This is a genomic window from Mesorhizobium robiniae (genome assembly GCF_040545535.1).
In the GTDB taxonomy this organism is placed as follows: Bacteria; Pseudomonadota; Alphaproteobacteria; order Rhizobiales; family Rhizobiaceae; genus Mesorhizobium; species Mesorhizobium robiniae.
Genome location: NZ_JBEPMC010000002.1, coordinates 120,345 through 135,471 on the forward strand (window position 1 = coordinate 120,345; position 15,127 = coordinate 135,471).

A 15,127-nucleotide genomic window follows, 5' to 3' on the forward strand; every position below is an offset into this window, starting at 1 on the left:
GCCGAAAATGAGCCGAGTTTCTTGGGAGGAGAACTTCATGGCGCTGACAAGACGTGAATTCACCGTGGCGACACTCGCCAGCCTTGCCGCCACCAGTGGCATGACGCTTGCCGTGCGCGCGGAGGGGACAAAAACGATCGCTGTCCTTTTCGACGGGCTCTATTCGGAGTTCTGGGTCGCAGGCATCCAGATCATTCGCGACGACCTAAAGAAACGCGGCTTCGAAATCATGGAAGCCATCTCGGACAAGGACGACAACAAGCAGTTCGAACAGGTCCGCGCCGCGATCGCCCGCAAGGTCGACGGCATCATCATCGTTCAGACCGATTCAAACGCCGTCATTCCTGCGATCAAGGCCGCGAACGCGGCCAAGATCCCGATGGTGCATTTCAATCGGCCGCCGGCGCCGTCAGACGCATTTTCGGTCGCCATTCAGGCGGACAATCAGAAGATCGCCCGCGATGCGGTCCTATATGCCTGTGACGTCGCCAAGAAATCCGGCCAGAAGCACAAGGCGGCCATCCTGATCGGCGACCTCGGAGATCCAAACGCCATTCAACGCCGCGACGGATTCGAAGAAGCTGTCGCGCAATTTCCCGATGTCATCGAGGTTGTCGCCAAGATCCCGACTGATTGGAATGCCGATACCGCTTTTGCCGGCTTGACCAATGCACTCCAGGCCAATCCCGACATCTCTTTTCTGTTCACGTCTTCGGACTTCCTGATCCCGCAGATCCAGCAAGCGCTGAAGTCGGCCGACAAGTGGCACAAGATAGGAGAAGAAGGGCACGTGATCTTTGCCGGCTTCGACGGGTTCCCGAGTGCCTATGGCCTCATGAAGGACGGCTACATGGAATCCTGCGGCGTGCAGAACCTGTTCCTGGAAACCGAACTTGCCATTCAGGCAATCCTTGATCTTCAGGCCGACAAGACGGTCGAAAAACTGCTGATCGACCCGGGTTTTGCAATCACCCAGGCCAATATAGCCGAGAAGCAGGGCGAGATGTGGGGCTACATCCTGTGGAAGGAGAAGAACCCCGGCTGAGCCGAAACGGCATTTCTCCCGGCAACGGGCCCGTGGCGGTTTCCATGGGTCCACTCCGGAAATATCCGTATCGCATCATGCATTCATGGGAGTTGAGATGGCTGCCGTACCGCCAGCGGAGACGCTGTTTCCGGCGCATAAACAAGCCCGCGCGCTGAGGTTGGCAAAGCTTCTGCTTTCGGAGTACTTCGTTCTGGTGCTCTGCGTCGTTTATGTCGCGGCCATCTATCCTTTCGTGCCTGAAATTCTGTCATGGGAAGTGGCTTCGAATATCCTCGGAGACATGATGCCTTTGCTGGTTGTCGCTATCGGTCAGACCTTCGTGCTGATCGTCGCCGGTATCGACCTTTCCGTAACGGCGATTGTGTCGTTGGCAGCAGTCGTCGGCGCATCGATCATGACGGGGACGGGTGGTTATCTGGCCGGGTCGGTGTTCGCCGTTCCCGGTGCGATCGTGGCCATGCTACTCGTCGGCTTTGCGATCGGCGCCATTAACGGCTTGTCCGTGGTGAAACTCAACATGCCGTCTTTCATCGTGACACTCGCCACGCGCATGTTCGTTGCCGGGCTGGCGATCTGGTACGTCACCTTCCGTTCGACATCGTCCTCCATCGCCAACCTGCCGGACAGTTTTGCAGCCTTCGCCACGGGCGACCTGGCGGGTGTTCCCTATACGGTAATTCTCACGGCTGTCATCGCCGTCTTTGCCCATATGCTGCTGTCGCGGACGCAATTCGGACGCTGGGCCTACGCGGTCGGCGCCAACGCAAGCGCTGCCCGGGTTTCAGGCATTCCCGTCAGCCGCACGATCATGATCACCTTCATCATCAGCGGCACATGCGCTTCGGTAGCCGCCATGATGTACGCCTCGCGTATGCAGACGGGCTCGCCCATCGCAGGCGAAAAAATCCTGCTGGATGTGATCGGTGCTGTCGTCATCGGTGGAACAAGCCTGTTCGGCGGGAAGGGCAAGATCGTCTGGACGGTATTCGGCGTACTCTTTCTGCTGCTGATCGACACCTCGATGAAGCTGCTCGGATCATCCTTGTTTGCGATCTACATCATCAAGGGCGGCGTCATCCTGCTGGCGGCGATGGTCGACACGCTGCGCCACCGGCTGCTGACAGGACGTTGAGGACGATATCGTGGCACCTCTCCTGGAAGTCGAAGGCCTCAGCAAGTCGTTCTTTGGAGTCACGGTCCTCCATGGCGTCGAGTTTGCCGTCGATCGGGGCGCGGCGCTGGGGCTGGTCGGTGAAAACGGCTCCGGCAAGTCCACAAGCATGAATATTCTTGGCGGCGTGTATCAGGCCGATTCCGGCACGATGCGGCTTGAAGGCCTGTCGTACCAGCCGGCAAATCCAAAGGCAGCCACGGCGGCTGGGATCGCCTTCATCCATCAGGAGTTGAACCTCTTTCCCAACCTGACGATCGAGGAAAATCTTTTCATCGATGCCTTCCCACGCCGCGCCGGCCTGCCGCTGATCGATCGATCGCGGATCCGCCGTAGCACGGCTGAATTGCTGCTGCAGGTCGACCTTGATCATAGCCCCTCGACGCCGGTCTCGAAGCTGAGCCAAGGCGAACGGCAACTGGTTGAGATCGCCAAGGCCTTGTCACGCAGCGCAAAGCTGATCATCTTCGATGAGCCCACGACATCGCTGACCCGACCGGAGGTCGAGCGACTGTTCGCCATTATCGGCAGACTGAAGAACCGTGGCATCGGCATTATCTATATCAGTCATGCTCTTGAGGACGTGATGTCCGTCTGCGAGAGCATAATCGTGCTCCGGGACGGTCGCGTAGCGGGCGGCGGCGCGCGCCCGACGCTGGAGATGCAGCAGATCATCTCGATGATGGTCGGCCGCTCGATCGACGCGATCTACCCGGAACGCAAGGCCAGGCCGGCGGCAGAAACGGTTCTGTCGGTTCGCGGTCTCAGCCAGCCCGGCGTTTGTGAGGCCATCTCCTTCGACATTCATGCCGGCGAGATCGTCGGCCTGGCAGGTCTGATGGGGTCTGGCCGCTCGGAGCTGGCGCGTATGCTCTTCGGACTCGATCGCTTTTCAAGCGGGACCATTCATCTCGACGGCCAGAAGCTTCACGATCCCTCGCCCGCCAAGGCGATGACGGCGGGAATGGCATTCCTGACGGAAGATCGGCGTGGCGAAGGGCTGATAATGGATTTCAGCATTGCCGAAAACATCGTGCTTGCATCGCTTGATAGCGTTTCCGGCATGCTTGGCCTGCTCTCCGGCAGCCGGATCTCGGCAGCCGCAAGCGAGATGGGTACGGCCATGCATCTGTCCACCACCCGCGTCGACGATACGCTCGTCAAGCATCTATCGGGCGGCAATCAGCAGAAGGTGGTGATCGGCAAATGGCTGCGACGCAAGCCGCGCCTGTTTGTCCTGGATGAGCCCACGCGCGGCATCGACGTCGGAGCGAAGCAGGAGGTCTACCGGATCATCAACCGGTTGGTGGAAGATGGCAGCGCCGTCTTGCTGATCTCGTCCGAGATCGAGGAACTGCTCGGCCTTTCCGATCGCGTCCTGACGATCTCGCGCGGCGAACTCACGGGCTCGTTCGAACGGCAGAATTTCGATCGTGAGGCGATTATGACGGCAGCGACCGGACTTGCTGGAAAGATACTTGCCGGAAAGATACCTGCCGCAAAGATCGAGGCCGTCCAATGAAACCCGGCTATCGAGCCATCCTGCTTATCCTGCAGAATGCCCCTTATGTCCTTTTTATCATTCTCCTGGTCGTCTTCGGACTGATGTCCGATCGCTTCCTGGCCGTCGCGAACTTCCGAAACATCATCGTCCAGGCGGCGCCCATCGCCATCCTCGCCATCGGCATGACGTTCGTTCTTCTCACCGGACAGATCGACCTGTCCGTCGGCGCCAGCATGTACCTGACCGCAAGCCTTCTCGCTCTTTATGGCGGCGACATTGCCTGGCCGCAGGGCCTGCTCGCCGTGATCGTGGTGGCGGGTCTGCTCGGCGCCGTCAACGGAGCCATCATCACATGGCTCGGAGTTGCGTCCTTTATCGTTACTCTGGCCACATTGTTCATTCTGCGGGGCATCGCCATGTGGCTGTCCAATACACGCACGCTGATGTTTTCCGATCAGATCACCAATCTCAACCGCGCATCCCTGTTCGGCATCCCCTCGGCGATCATTGCATTCGTTGCCGTCTTTGCCGTCGCCTGGGTGGTGCTGCACCAGACATCTTTCGGCCGTCAGGTCTATGCGGTCGGCGGCGATCCGGAAGCGGCTCGCAAGGCTGGTCTGGCGGTACGCCGCATCGTCTTCCTCTGCTTCGTCATCTCCGGTGTTTGCGCTGGCATTGGCGGCTTTGTATCGATTACACAAATCGGCGCGGTCGGCCCTAAATATGGCGATCAGATCGAGTTTTCGGCGATTGCCGCGGCGGTGCTCGGCGGCGTCTCGCTATTTGGCGGGCGCGGCAGCGTACTCGGGACCGTGTTCGGCGCCGTCCTCATCAAGACGGTCCAGAACGGGCTGAACATCATCAATGCAGATCCATACATCTATCCGCTGGTGACGGCCGCGATCATCTTCGTCGCCGTTGCCATCGACGGAGTGAGAACACGCATCATCGACCGGCTGGAACGGCGAACGATCCGCCCGATCGGTCAAGGCTGATGCCGTGCTCTCAACAATGCACCGAAGGACGTTCCGGGCCGGCTTGCCTATTTGGTATGCTGGTATAACATGTACCTGATATAGCGCCTTCCGGAGGGTGCGCTATAGTGGAATGACAGGCAAGCCGACCATGTTGGCCGGTCTTTTTTGGGAGGAAATACCATGAAGTTTTCAATTATGGCGGCGCTTGCCAGCGCTGCGCTAGCGAGTGTTTCCGTGCTGCCGGCAATGGCGTCGCCCGACGCGCCGGTCATCGCGCTCGCCAATGCCTACTACGGCAATACCTGGCGGCACCAGATGGTGGAGGCGTTCGAAGCCTCGGCCAAGGAAGCGAAGGCCGCCGGGCAGATCGCCGATTACATCATCATGAATGGCGACGGCTCGGTGGCGCAGCAAAACAGCCAGATAGCCGAACTGATCCTCAAGAAGGTCGATGTGATCGCTGTCGACGCAGCCTCGGAAACTGCGGTCAACGGCGTGATCCAGAAGGCCTGCGCCGCCGGCATCATTGTCGTTTCCTTCGATTCGGTGGCGTCTGCGCCTTGCAATTACCAGCTCAATTTCGACTTCAAAGGCTACAAGGCAGCCCAGGCCGAGGCCGTCATCAAGATGCTCGGCGGCAAGGGCAGCATTTTGCAGGTGCGCGGCGTCAAAGGCTCGGCACCGGACAACGATATGTACAATGCGCAGCAGGCGGTGCTTGCCAAATATCCTGATGTCAAGGTGCTGGCGACCGTCTATGGCCAGGCGACCGCCTCGGTCGCGCAGGCGGCCATCGCCAACGTCCTGCCCAGCCTGCCGCATGTCGACGCGGTGCTTGCCCAGGGCGGCAGCGACGATGTCGGCATCGCGCAGGCCTTCGTCCAGTATGGCGGCGAGTATGAGGGCAAGATGCCGATCATCGAGGGCGGCGGCGGCACCGACTTCGTCAAATGGTGGGCCGAAGAAAACGCCAAGAATGGCTACAAGACCATCTCGATGAACACCACGCCGGGCATCGGCGGCGCGGCGTTCTGGCTCGGCCTGTCGCTTCTAAAGGGGGCCGAAGCGCCCAAGCTGATGATCATGCCGGTGGCAACCGTCGACGACGGCAACCTCAAGGACTACGCGAAGCTGCCGGGCGGGCAGATCATCAGCCCCAGCTATTCGCTGGACTGGGTCAAGGAGAATCTCCTGACCAAGTAACCCGGCCTTAAAGCGCGTCGCGTTTGAACGGATAAAGGCGACGCGCTTTAAGGGTCATGTTTTTATGCATGTCGTTACCGCAAACCGCTGCGCACTTTTGCGCGACATGCATTAGCCCTCGTTTGATCGGGTGCGTCTTCGACGGACCGCGCCCGATCCCGACTCTAAAAGAACGGAGACGAGAATGTCCCACCTTGCCGTTGCCGATCAGGCAGGCGCTGCGTTGGCGCCCGCTCCCGCCCGGCACAGCGTCGTCTCGCTTACCCAGATAAGCAAGAGTTTCGGGCCAACGCTGGCGAATGCCGGGATCGATCTTTCCGTCCATGCCGGGGATGTGATCGGGCTCGTCGGCGGCAACGGCGCAGGAAAATCCACGTTGATGCGCATCCTGTGCGGCACGATGTGGCCGACGCTGGGCTCGATTTCGTTTGCTGACGAGGTGGTGAACTTCAGCGACTACGACACAGCCGAGGCGCAAAAGCGCGGCATCCGCATGGTGCACCAGGAACTGTCGCTGTGCGGCAATCTCTCCGTCGCCGAGAATTTCTTTCTGGAAACGCCCGAGGACGCGGCGAGCCGGCCTGGCTGGAGAACGCTCTACAGGACCCGAGCCCGCTCGGCGCTCGACGCGGTCTTCCCCGGAAACGGCATCGACGTCGACGCCGAGGTCGGCCACCTCTCCATCGCCGAACGGCAAATGGTGGAGATTGCGCGCGCGGCAGCAACGCCCGGCGTCAAGCTCATCGTTCTCGATGAGCCGACATCTTCTCTCGATCTTGATCGTTCGAGACAGCTTAGGGCTTTCGTCCGCGAGCGGGCGAAATCGGGCCTCGCCTTCATTTTCATCAGCCACAAGCTCCAGGAAATCATCGACATCGCCACGCAAATCGTGGTGCTGCGCAACGGACGCACCGCATGGCACGGCCATGTCGCGGACGCGTCGATCGGCAAGCTGGTGCAACTCATGGGCGGCGACGCCAATCCGATCCATCAACACGCCGCCACCGCCGCCTCCACGGCAGACGTGCTGGTGCGGCTTTCCGGTTCTCTGACGGCCGATCTCGGTCGCGATCTCGACATCGTCCGCGGCGAGATCATCGGCCTGGCCGGCCTCGAGGGCAGCGGCCAGAAGGACCTACTGCACGCGATCTTCAAGCCTGATCGCAAACAGGGTGCGGTCTCAAGACATGCTGAAGCCGGTTTCATAGCAGGAGACCGCCAGAAGGAAGGCGTGTTTCCCCTGTGGAGCGTGCTGTCGAACATCAGCATCGGCGCCCTAGCCCGCCGCCCGGCGCTGGGTCTCGTTTCTGACCGCGTCAACCGCTATGCGGCCAGCAGCGCGGCCAGCCGGCTGCGGCTCGACGACAAGCGCTTCGATTCTGATATCACCGATTTGAGCGGCGGCAATCAGCAGAAGGCGCTGGTCGCCAGGGCGCTGGTCGCCGACACGCCGATCATCCTTCTCGACGACCCGACGCGGGGCGTCGACATCGCCACCAAGCAGGATTTCTACCGGCTCTGCAACGAGATTGCGCGCAGCGGACGGGCGCTGGTCTGGCATACCACCGAGGATGCCGAACTGCTTGCCTGCGATCGCGTATTGGTCTTCGCCGGCGGACGGATCGTCAGGGAACTGGCCGGCGATGCGATCACGGAATCGGCAATCGTCGGGGCATCCTTCGCCCAGCCCACCGACAAGCTTGCCGGTGATCGAGACGGGAGCGGAATTGCGGCGAGGCTTGCCCGTCGCCTGGTGAATGCGGCGCCGTTCATCGGCCTCGCCGTCGTTCTGGCCGTCATGATCTGGGCCAACCCGGCGGTCGCCTCGATCTTCGGGCTTGACCTGCTCCTGCTTCCGGCGCTGTCGCTGGTGCTGGTGACGGCAGCGCAGATGTTCATCGTCGGCGGCAGCGAGATCGACCTCGGCGTCGGCGCGTTCGCCGGTCTGGTCAGCGTGCTCAGCGCGACGCTGCTTTATGATCAGCCATGGCTTGGCGCCATAGCGCTGGTGGCAGCCGTGGCGGCTTACGCGGGGCTGGGCGGCTTGATCCAGGCGCGAAAGATCCCGGCGATTGTCGTCACGCTCGGTGCCTCGTTCATCTGGATGGGCCTGGGCTATTCGCTGCAGCCGACGCCCGGCGGTACCAGTTCGGAATGGCTGTCGGCGCTGGTCAACTGGTCGGTGGGCTTCGTGCCAACCTCCATCATCATGATCGGCATCGTCGCGGTGATCGTCTTGGTGATCGACCGGTTGCCGCTCGGCGTGGTGCTGCGCGGCTTCGGCAACAATCCGGCCGCGATGATCCGCTCCGGATGGTCGCCGACGCGCTATGCGCTGGTGCGCTATCTCGTGGCGGGGCTGTTTGCCGCTGCCGCCGGCCTGTCGCTGACGGCGATCAACACGGCGAGCGACATCAATTCCGGCAATTCGTTCACGCTGCTCAGCGTCGCTGCCGTCGTCATGGGCGGCTGCGCCTTGCTGGGCGGGACCATTTCGCCGGTTGGCGCCGTCGTCGGCGCCGTCACCTTGTCGCTGATCGGAGCGCTGCTCGGCATGCTGAACGTCAGCAGCGATTTCAACGCCGCAACGCAAGGGCTGATCCTCATCGCGCTGCTGACGCTCCGCAGCCTGACCGCAGACCGCAGGAGCGAACAGTGAACGCGCTGATCGCCTTCAGCATCTGGGCTCAGCGGAACCGCTGGGTCTGGTCGGCGATCGGCGTGCTGGTCCTGTGGCTGGTGCTTGCCGTCGTCACCAACCGCTTCAGCCTGTCCAGCCTGTCGGGCATCATGCTTTCGGCGTCGTTCCTGACCGTCGTCGGCATCGGCCAGATGTTCGTCGTGACCACAGGGCGCGGCAATATCGATCTCTCGGTCGCCTCGGTGATAACGCTCAGCGCCTTCGTCGCGCTGCTCACCATCAAGGGGCAGGACGCCAACCTCGCCATCGGCGTTCTTGCCGCGATCCTGCTCGGCCTCGCCGTCGGCGCCCTCAATGCGCTGCTCGTCGTCAAGCTCGGCATACCGGCAATCATCGCGACGCTGGCGACCGGCTATGTGCTTGCGACCGCGACGCTGCTGTCGAACCGGGCGATATCGGGCTTCGCCGTCAGCCCGGCACTCAAATACCTGGCGACAGGCCGCATTTCCGGCGTGCCGATCATGGCCATCGTCGCAATCCTGGGCGTAGCGATAGCGTCCTTCGTGCTGCGCTACACCGTGTTCGGGCATTTGCTGTCGGCGGTCGGCCAGAACCGCACCGCTGCGCGGCTGACTGCTATCAGGAACGGCCCGATAATTGCGTCGGCATTCATCATCTCGTCGGTGCTGGCGGCGCTTAACGGCCTGCTGCTCGGCGCCTATATCGGCGGCGCCTTCCTCGAGATGGGTCAGCCCTATCTGCTGCAGTCGATCGCTGCGGTGGTGCTGGGCGGAACCCTCATCTTCGGCGGTTCGGCGACCGCGGTCGGCACCTTGTTTGCCAGCATTCTTCTCGTCCTGATCGTCACGACCATGCAGATCGTCGGCCTGCCTCCCGGCGCCCAGGACATCGTCCAGGGCATCGTCGTCATCTTCGTCCTCGCTCTTGCCGGCAGACAGGCGATGGCGCGGCGAACGTCTGTCGACCCAGCGAGCGATGACGACGGCCCCGCGGCGCCGGCGAAGGGTGGGCCGTCGTAAATAGCCCGCATTCCATCCTATTCGGATTGCAAAGCAATGGTAGTGTGATTATACCAGTTAACAAGATGACGATCGGCAAGGCCATCGTTCGAGATCAGGAGTACGGTTAGATGACGACGATTGCGCTGTTCGGTGCCGGGGGCAAAATGGGGTACCGCCTGTCGACCAATTTTCGCGGCTCTCCCTATACGATACGCCATGTCGAGGTTAGCGACGCCGGCCGCGAGCGGCTGAAGACGGGGCTGGGCATCGACGCGGTCAGCGCCGATGAAGCCCTTGATAGCGCCGAAGTGGTTATCCTGGCGGTTCCCGACACCCATATCGGCAAGGTCGCGGCCAGCATCGAGAGCAAGCTTGCTTCGGGCACGATGGTCGTCGTGCTCGACGCTGCAGCACCTTTCGCCGGCCATTTGCCGAAGCGGCCGGACCTGACCTATTTCGTCACCCATCCCTGCCATCCGCCGATTTTCAACGACGAGACCGACATGGCGGCCAAGAAGGACTATTTCGGCGGCGTCAAGGCCAAGCAGCATATGGTCAGCGCATTGATGCAGGGGCCGGAGGAGGATTTCGCCAAGGGCGAAGCGATCGCCAAGATCATCTGGGCTCCTGTCATGCGCTCGCATCGCGTCACGGTCGACCAGATGGCACTGCTCGAGCCGGGTCTTTCGGAGACCGTCTGCGCCTCGCTGCTCGTCGTCATGAAGGAAGCCGTCGACGAGGTCGTCGCGCGCGGCGTCGAACAGCAGGCCGCGCTCGACTTCCTGCTCGGCCACATGAACGTGCTCGGCGCCGTCATCTTCGGCGAGACCAAGGGCGTGTTCTCCGATGCCTGCAACAAGGCCATCGAATTCGGCAAGCCGGTCTTGATGCGCGACGACTGGAAACGGGTGTTCGAACCGGAAGAGATTGCAGCGAGTATTCAGCGCATCACCTGAGATCACCTTTTCCTTCTCCTTGTGGGAGAAGGAAAGTCGCGGGCGGGCCGACACATGTCACCTGAATTAGTGATTGACTCATTATACCAGTTGGCTTAGCTGTGTGGTGGCTCGGACCATCAGACTTCGAAGCAAATTCGGGCCTGGGGTGGAGGATGGCTGGGAGCGACGTTCCGTTGAGATTAACCAGCAAACGGCTTTGAACCCAGTCTATCCGCGCCCGCGCCATCTAAATGAATTGCATGCAGACAGCAGCCTTGGGTTGATCAAGGCATATTTTTCAAACGGGAGGAATTCATGAAACTCACTCGCAGAATGACGCTTGCGGCTTTTGCCGGCATGCTGGCGCTTGGCACCGCTGCACCCGCTTATGCGGCGGATCTCATTGCCATCATCACGCCATCGCACGACAATCCGTTCTTCAAGGCCGAAGCCGTCGGCGCGGAAGCCAAGGCCAAGGAACTCGGCTATGAAGCGCTGGTGCTCGTCCATGACGACGACGCCAACAAGCAGTCGGAGCTGATCGACACGGCGATCGGCCGCGGCGCCAAGGCGATCATCCTCGACAATGCCGGCGCCGACGCCACGGTCGCCGCCGTGCAGAAGGCCAAGGACGCGGGCGTTCCGTCCTTCCTGATCGATCGCGAGATCAACGCCACCGGCGTCGCCGTCGCGCAGATTGTCTCCAACAACTACCAGGGCGCCCAGCTCGGCGCGCAGGAGTTCGTCAAGCTGATGGGCGAGAAGGGCAATTTCGTCGAGCTGGTCGGCAAGGAATCCGACACCAATGCCGGTATCCGCTCGAAGGGCTATCACGACGTCATCGACGACTATCCGGACCTGAAGATGGTGGCGCAGCAGTCGGCCAACTGGAGCCAGACCGAGGCCTATTCCAAGATGGAATCGATCCTCCAGGCCAATCCTGACATCAAGGGCGTGATCTCCGGCAACGACACGATGGCGATGGGCGCCTATGCAGCGCTTGCCGCCGCCGGACGCAAGGACGTCATCGTCGTCGGCTTCGACGGATCGAACGACGTGCGCGACTCGATCGCCGCAGGCGGCATCAAGGCCACCGTCCTGCAGCCGGCCTTCGCGCAAGCGCAGATGGCGGTCGAACAGGCCAACGACTTCATCAAGAACAAGAAGTCTCCGGCCGAGGAAAAGCAGCTGATGGACTGCGTGCTGATCAATGGCGACAATGCCGCCAAGCTGGAAACCTTCGCGCTGACCAACTGAGCCGGCGTGACATCAATCGCAAGGGACGAGCTTCCGGCTCGTCCCTTGCTTCCATTTTCCTGGGTGCCCTGACCGCCATGCCGAACAAGCCGACATGTTGAACAAGCAGACTTGGCCGATCCTCGCCGCGCCGATCCTTGCAGCGATACTCGGCATCAGCCTGACCGCCTGCAAGATCCTGCCGACACCGTCCGGGGAAAACGGTGGCAATGCCCCTGCCTTCAATGCGGACAAGATGGTCGGGGATATCTGGGCTGCCAAGGTGGTACCCTATATCAGGCAGAAGGCCGGGCCATTTCCCGAGGTTCACGCCCTGGCAAAAGCCGATCCAGCGGCTGCCGGCGCCAAGTATGGCAATCCGAAGAAGCAGGCGAATTCGCCATGGACCTTCGCGGTTCGCCTCGAAGGCAAGATTGTTGCGGCGAATACACAGTCACGCGCGGCAACCATGGATGTCGATGCCGACGGCGACGGCAAGGCCGATGCACGGGTGCAGATCGGACCCGCGGTGCGTGGCACCGCGCTGCGCGACAGCCTCGACTTCATCCAGTTCAACGATTTCACCAACCAGATCGACTTCGCCCAGTTCGGCAAGGCGTTTAACATCCATGCCGACAAGACGGTGCTTTCCAAACTGCCGCGCGAAGCGCTGGAGGGTCGAAGCATTAGGGTTGTCGGCGCCTATGTCATGGGCAGCGGTCAGGACTTGCCGCTGGTGACGCCGGCGGAGGCAGAGATCGGGCCAAAGCCATGAATGCCATCGCCGATCACGATGTCATCCTGAAGCTGGAAGACGTCTCGAAGGTCTATTCGGGCACCGTCGCGGTCAAGCGCGCGAATTTCGAGGTGCGCAAGGGCGCGGTCAATGTGCTCGTCGGCGAAAATGGCGCCGGCAAATCGACGCTGATGAAGATCATCGCCGGCGTCGAACAGCCGACGCTCGGCCGCATACTCCTGGAGGGCGAGGAGGTTTCCTTCTCGTCATCCGGGGACGCGGTGAACCGTGGCATCGGCATGGTGTTTCAGGAGCTGAACCTGTTCGGCAACCTGACCGTCGCCGAAAACATTTTCGCCACCCGCGAGATCACCAACCGGTTCCGCAAGATCGACAGCCGAAAGCAAGAGCGCCGCGCGGCGGAATTCCTCGAGCGCCTGGAAGCCGGCATCCGGCCCGACATGCTGGTCGAGGACCTGCGCATCGGCCAGCAGCAGCTGGTCGAGATCGCCAAGGCGGTTTCGCTCGATGCGCGCATCCTGATCATGGACGAACCGACCTCGGCGCTGAGTGCGGCGGAAGTCGAGATCCTGTTCAAGGTGATTGCCGACCTCAAGGCGCGCGGCGTGGCGATCGTCTACATCTCGCACCGGCTCGAGGAGCTGATCCGCATCGGCGACTACATCACCGTGCTGCGCGATGGGCGCATCACCGGCCAGGAGAAGATGAAAAACGTCGACACGCAGTGGATCGTGCGGCAGATGATCGGCTCGGACGCCAAGGATTTTGCCAAGGCCGACGGTCATGTTCCGGGCGAAGAGATATTCCGCGCCGAGGACATCTGCCTGCCGCGCGTGACGGGCGGGCTTGCGGTCGATCATGTCTCGCTGTCGCTGCGCACCGGCGAGATCCTCGGCATCTATGGCCTGATGGGCGCCGGACGCAGCGAGCTGTTTGACTGCATCATGGGACGCCATGGCCATGCGACCGGGGCGATCTTCATCGCCGGCAAGAAGGTCAGAGAACGCGACACCACACGGCGGATCCGGCGCGGGCTGGCGTTGATCCCCGAGGATCGTCAGCGCGAAGGGCTGGTGTCGATCCTCTCGGTTGCCAGCAACCTGACGCTGGCCAGCCTGTCGCGGTTTGTGCGTCTGTTCCATATCAGCGGCGCCAAGGAAAACCAGGCGGTGACGCAGATGGTGCGGGAGCTGGCGATCAAGGTCGCCAATCCGGCGCAAGAGGTCTCGTCGCTGTCGGGCGGCAATCAGCAGAAGGTGGTGATCGGCAAGGCGCTGCTCACCGGACCGAAGGTGCTGCTGATGGACGAGCCGAGCCGCGGCATCGACGTTGGCGCCAAGGCCGACGTCTTTCGCACCATGCGCAAACTGTCCCGCGACGGACTGGGCATACTGTTCGCCACCTCCGATCTCGACGAGGTGATGGCGCTGTCCGACCGGATCGCGGTGATGAGCAATGGAAAACTGACCGGCATGTTCGATCGCGCCGAGGCGACGGAAGCGGCACTCGTCGCCGCATCGGCGCTTGGCCACGGACCGGTCCCGCACACGGAGAGCCCCGCCCATGACTGACATCCCGGCCAAGGCGGCTGTTGCCTCCGCCTCGAACGGCTCCGTCCTGCTGACGCTGATGAAGGCGAGGACGTTCATCGCATTGATCGCCGTCCTGATCTTCTTCTCGATCGCAGCACCCAATTTCCTGTCGGCGGCCAATCTGATCCTGATGTCGAAGCACGTGGCGCTGAACGCGTTCCTGGCCATGGGCATGACCTTCGTCATCATTACCGGAGGCATCGACCTCTCGGTCGGCTCGATCGTCGGCCTGTGCGGCATGGTGGCCGGCTATCTCGTGCTTAACGGCATCGACCTGCAGGTCGGCTACACGATCTATTTCAACGTCTTCGAGATCGCGCTGATCACGCTGGCGGTCGGCATATTGATCGGCGCGGTCAATGGATTGCTGATCACCAGGCTAAACGTCGCGCCGTTCATCGCCACGCTCGGCGTGCTCTATGTCGCGCGCGGCCTGGCGCTGCTATCGTCCGATGGCCGCACTTTTCCGAACCTCGTCGGCAAGCCCGATCTGGGCACGACGGGGTTCGGTTTCCTCGGCGCCGGCCGGCTGCTCGGCCTGCCGGTCTCGATATGGATTCTTGTCGTCGTAGCACTTGGGGCCGCCTATCTCGCCAAATACACCCCGCTCGGCCGCCACATCTTCGCCGTCGGCGGCAACGAGCGGGCGGCGCGGATTTCGGGCGTCCGCGTCAACATGGTGAAGATGTTCGTCTACATGTTCTCCGGTTTCTGTGCGGCGATCGTCGGCCTGATCATCTCGTCCGAATTGATGGCCTCGCATCCGGCGACCGGCGAAAGCTTCGAGCTGAACGCCATCGCCGCGGCAGTGCTCGGCGGCACCTCGATGTCGGGTGGCCGCGGCACGATCGGCGGCACCATCGTCGGCGCCTTCGTCATCGGCATTCTCTCCGACGGGCTGGTGATGATGGGCGTAAGCTCCTTCTGGCAGATGGTGATCAAGGGCCTCGTCATTATCGTCGCCGTCGTTGTCGACCAGGCGCAGCGCCGGCTGCAACAACGCGTTACACTGATGCAGATGGCAAAGGCGGGCTGAAC

The 15,127-nt window shown here is 61.8% G+C and carries 12 protein-coding genes; all 12 read left to right on the forward strand.

Annotated elements, in window-relative coordinates; genetic code table 11:
• Positions 1–37 precede the first annotated feature (37 nt).
• Positions 38–1,045: a sugar ABC transporter substrate-binding protein gene (locus ABID19_RS04970; protein WP_352936095.1), complete on the forward strand. Its 1,008-nt coding sequence runs from the start codon at positions 38–40 to the stop codon at positions 1,043–1,045.
• A gap of 97 nt (positions 1,046–1,142) precedes the next feature.
• Positions 1,143–2,180, forward strand: a complete 1,038-nt coding sequence (locus ABID19_RS04975; RefSeq protein WP_354488488.1) for an ABC transporter permease — start codon at positions 1,143–1,145, stop codon at positions 2,178–2,180.
• 10 nt (positions 2,181–2,190) lie between these two features.
• On the forward strand, positions 2,191–3,741 hold the full coding sequence (locus ABID19_RS04980) for a sugar ABC transporter ATP-binding protein (RefSeq protein ID WP_354488490.1): 1,551 nt from the start codon (positions 2,191–2,193) through the stop codon (positions 3,739–3,741).
• The gene (locus ABID19_RS04985) at positions 3,738–4,718 is read left to right on the forward strand and encodes an ABC transporter permease (RefSeq protein ID WP_354488491.1); all 981 of its coding nucleotides are present in this window, start codon (positions 3,738–3,740) and stop codon (positions 4,716–4,718) included. Before ABID19_RS04980 ends, ABID19_RS04985 begins: the two co-directional genes overlap by 4 nt.
• Positions 4,719–4,880: 162 nt before the next feature.
• On the forward strand, positions 4,881–5,903 hold the full coding sequence (locus ABID19_RS04990; protein ID WP_354488492.1) for an ABC transporter substrate-binding protein: 1,023 nt from the start codon (positions 4,881–4,883) through the stop codon (positions 5,901–5,903).
• A gap of 184 nt (positions 5,904–6,087) precedes the next feature.
• Entirely contained in the window at positions 6,088–8,562 is a 2,475-nt protein-coding gene (locus tag ABID19_RS04995) for an ATP-binding cassette domain-containing protein (RefSeq protein WP_354488494.1), read from the forward strand.
• Positions 8,559–9,584 (forward strand): ABC transporter permease, encoded by a 1,026-nt coding sequence (locus tag ABID19_RS05000; RefSeq protein WP_354488496.1) that lies wholly within the window; start codon positions 8,559–8,561, stop codon positions 9,582–9,584. The genes ABID19_RS04995 and ABID19_RS05000 overlap by 4 nt, the downstream gene beginning before the upstream one ends.
• A gap of 110 nt (positions 9,585–9,694) precedes the next feature.
• Entirely contained in the window at positions 9,695–10,522 is an 828-nt protein-coding gene (locus ABID19_RS05005; RefSeq protein WP_354488497.1) for a phosphogluconate dehydrogenase C-terminal domain-containing protein, read from the forward strand.
• A 297-nt stretch (positions 10,523–10,819) separates the two neighbouring features.
• Positions 10,820–11,761, forward strand: a complete 942-nt coding sequence (locus ABID19_RS05010) for a D-ribose ABC transporter substrate-binding protein (RefSeq protein WP_354488499.1) — start codon at positions 10,820–10,822, stop codon at positions 11,759–11,761.
• A gap of 94 nt (positions 11,762–11,855) precedes the next feature.
• Positions 11,856–12,515, forward strand: coding sequence for a DUF2291 family protein (locus tag ABID19_RS05015; RefSeq protein WP_354488501.1), 660 nt, complete (start codon positions 11,856–11,858; stop codon positions 12,513–12,515).
• Positions 12,512–14,068 (forward strand): sugar ABC transporter ATP-binding protein, encoded by a 1,557-nt coding sequence (locus tag ABID19_RS05020; RefSeq protein WP_354488503.1) that lies wholly within the window; start codon positions 12,512–12,514, stop codon positions 14,066–14,068. Before ABID19_RS05015 ends, ABID19_RS05020 begins: the two co-directional genes overlap by 4 nt.
• Positions 14,061–15,125 (forward strand): ABC transporter permease, encoded by a 1,065-nt coding sequence (locus ABID19_RS05025; protein ID WP_127205350.1) that lies wholly within the window; start codon positions 14,061–14,063, stop codon positions 15,123–15,125. Before ABID19_RS05020 ends, ABID19_RS05025 begins: the two co-directional genes overlap by 8 nt.
• Positions 15,126–15,127: the final 2 nt, after the last annotated feature.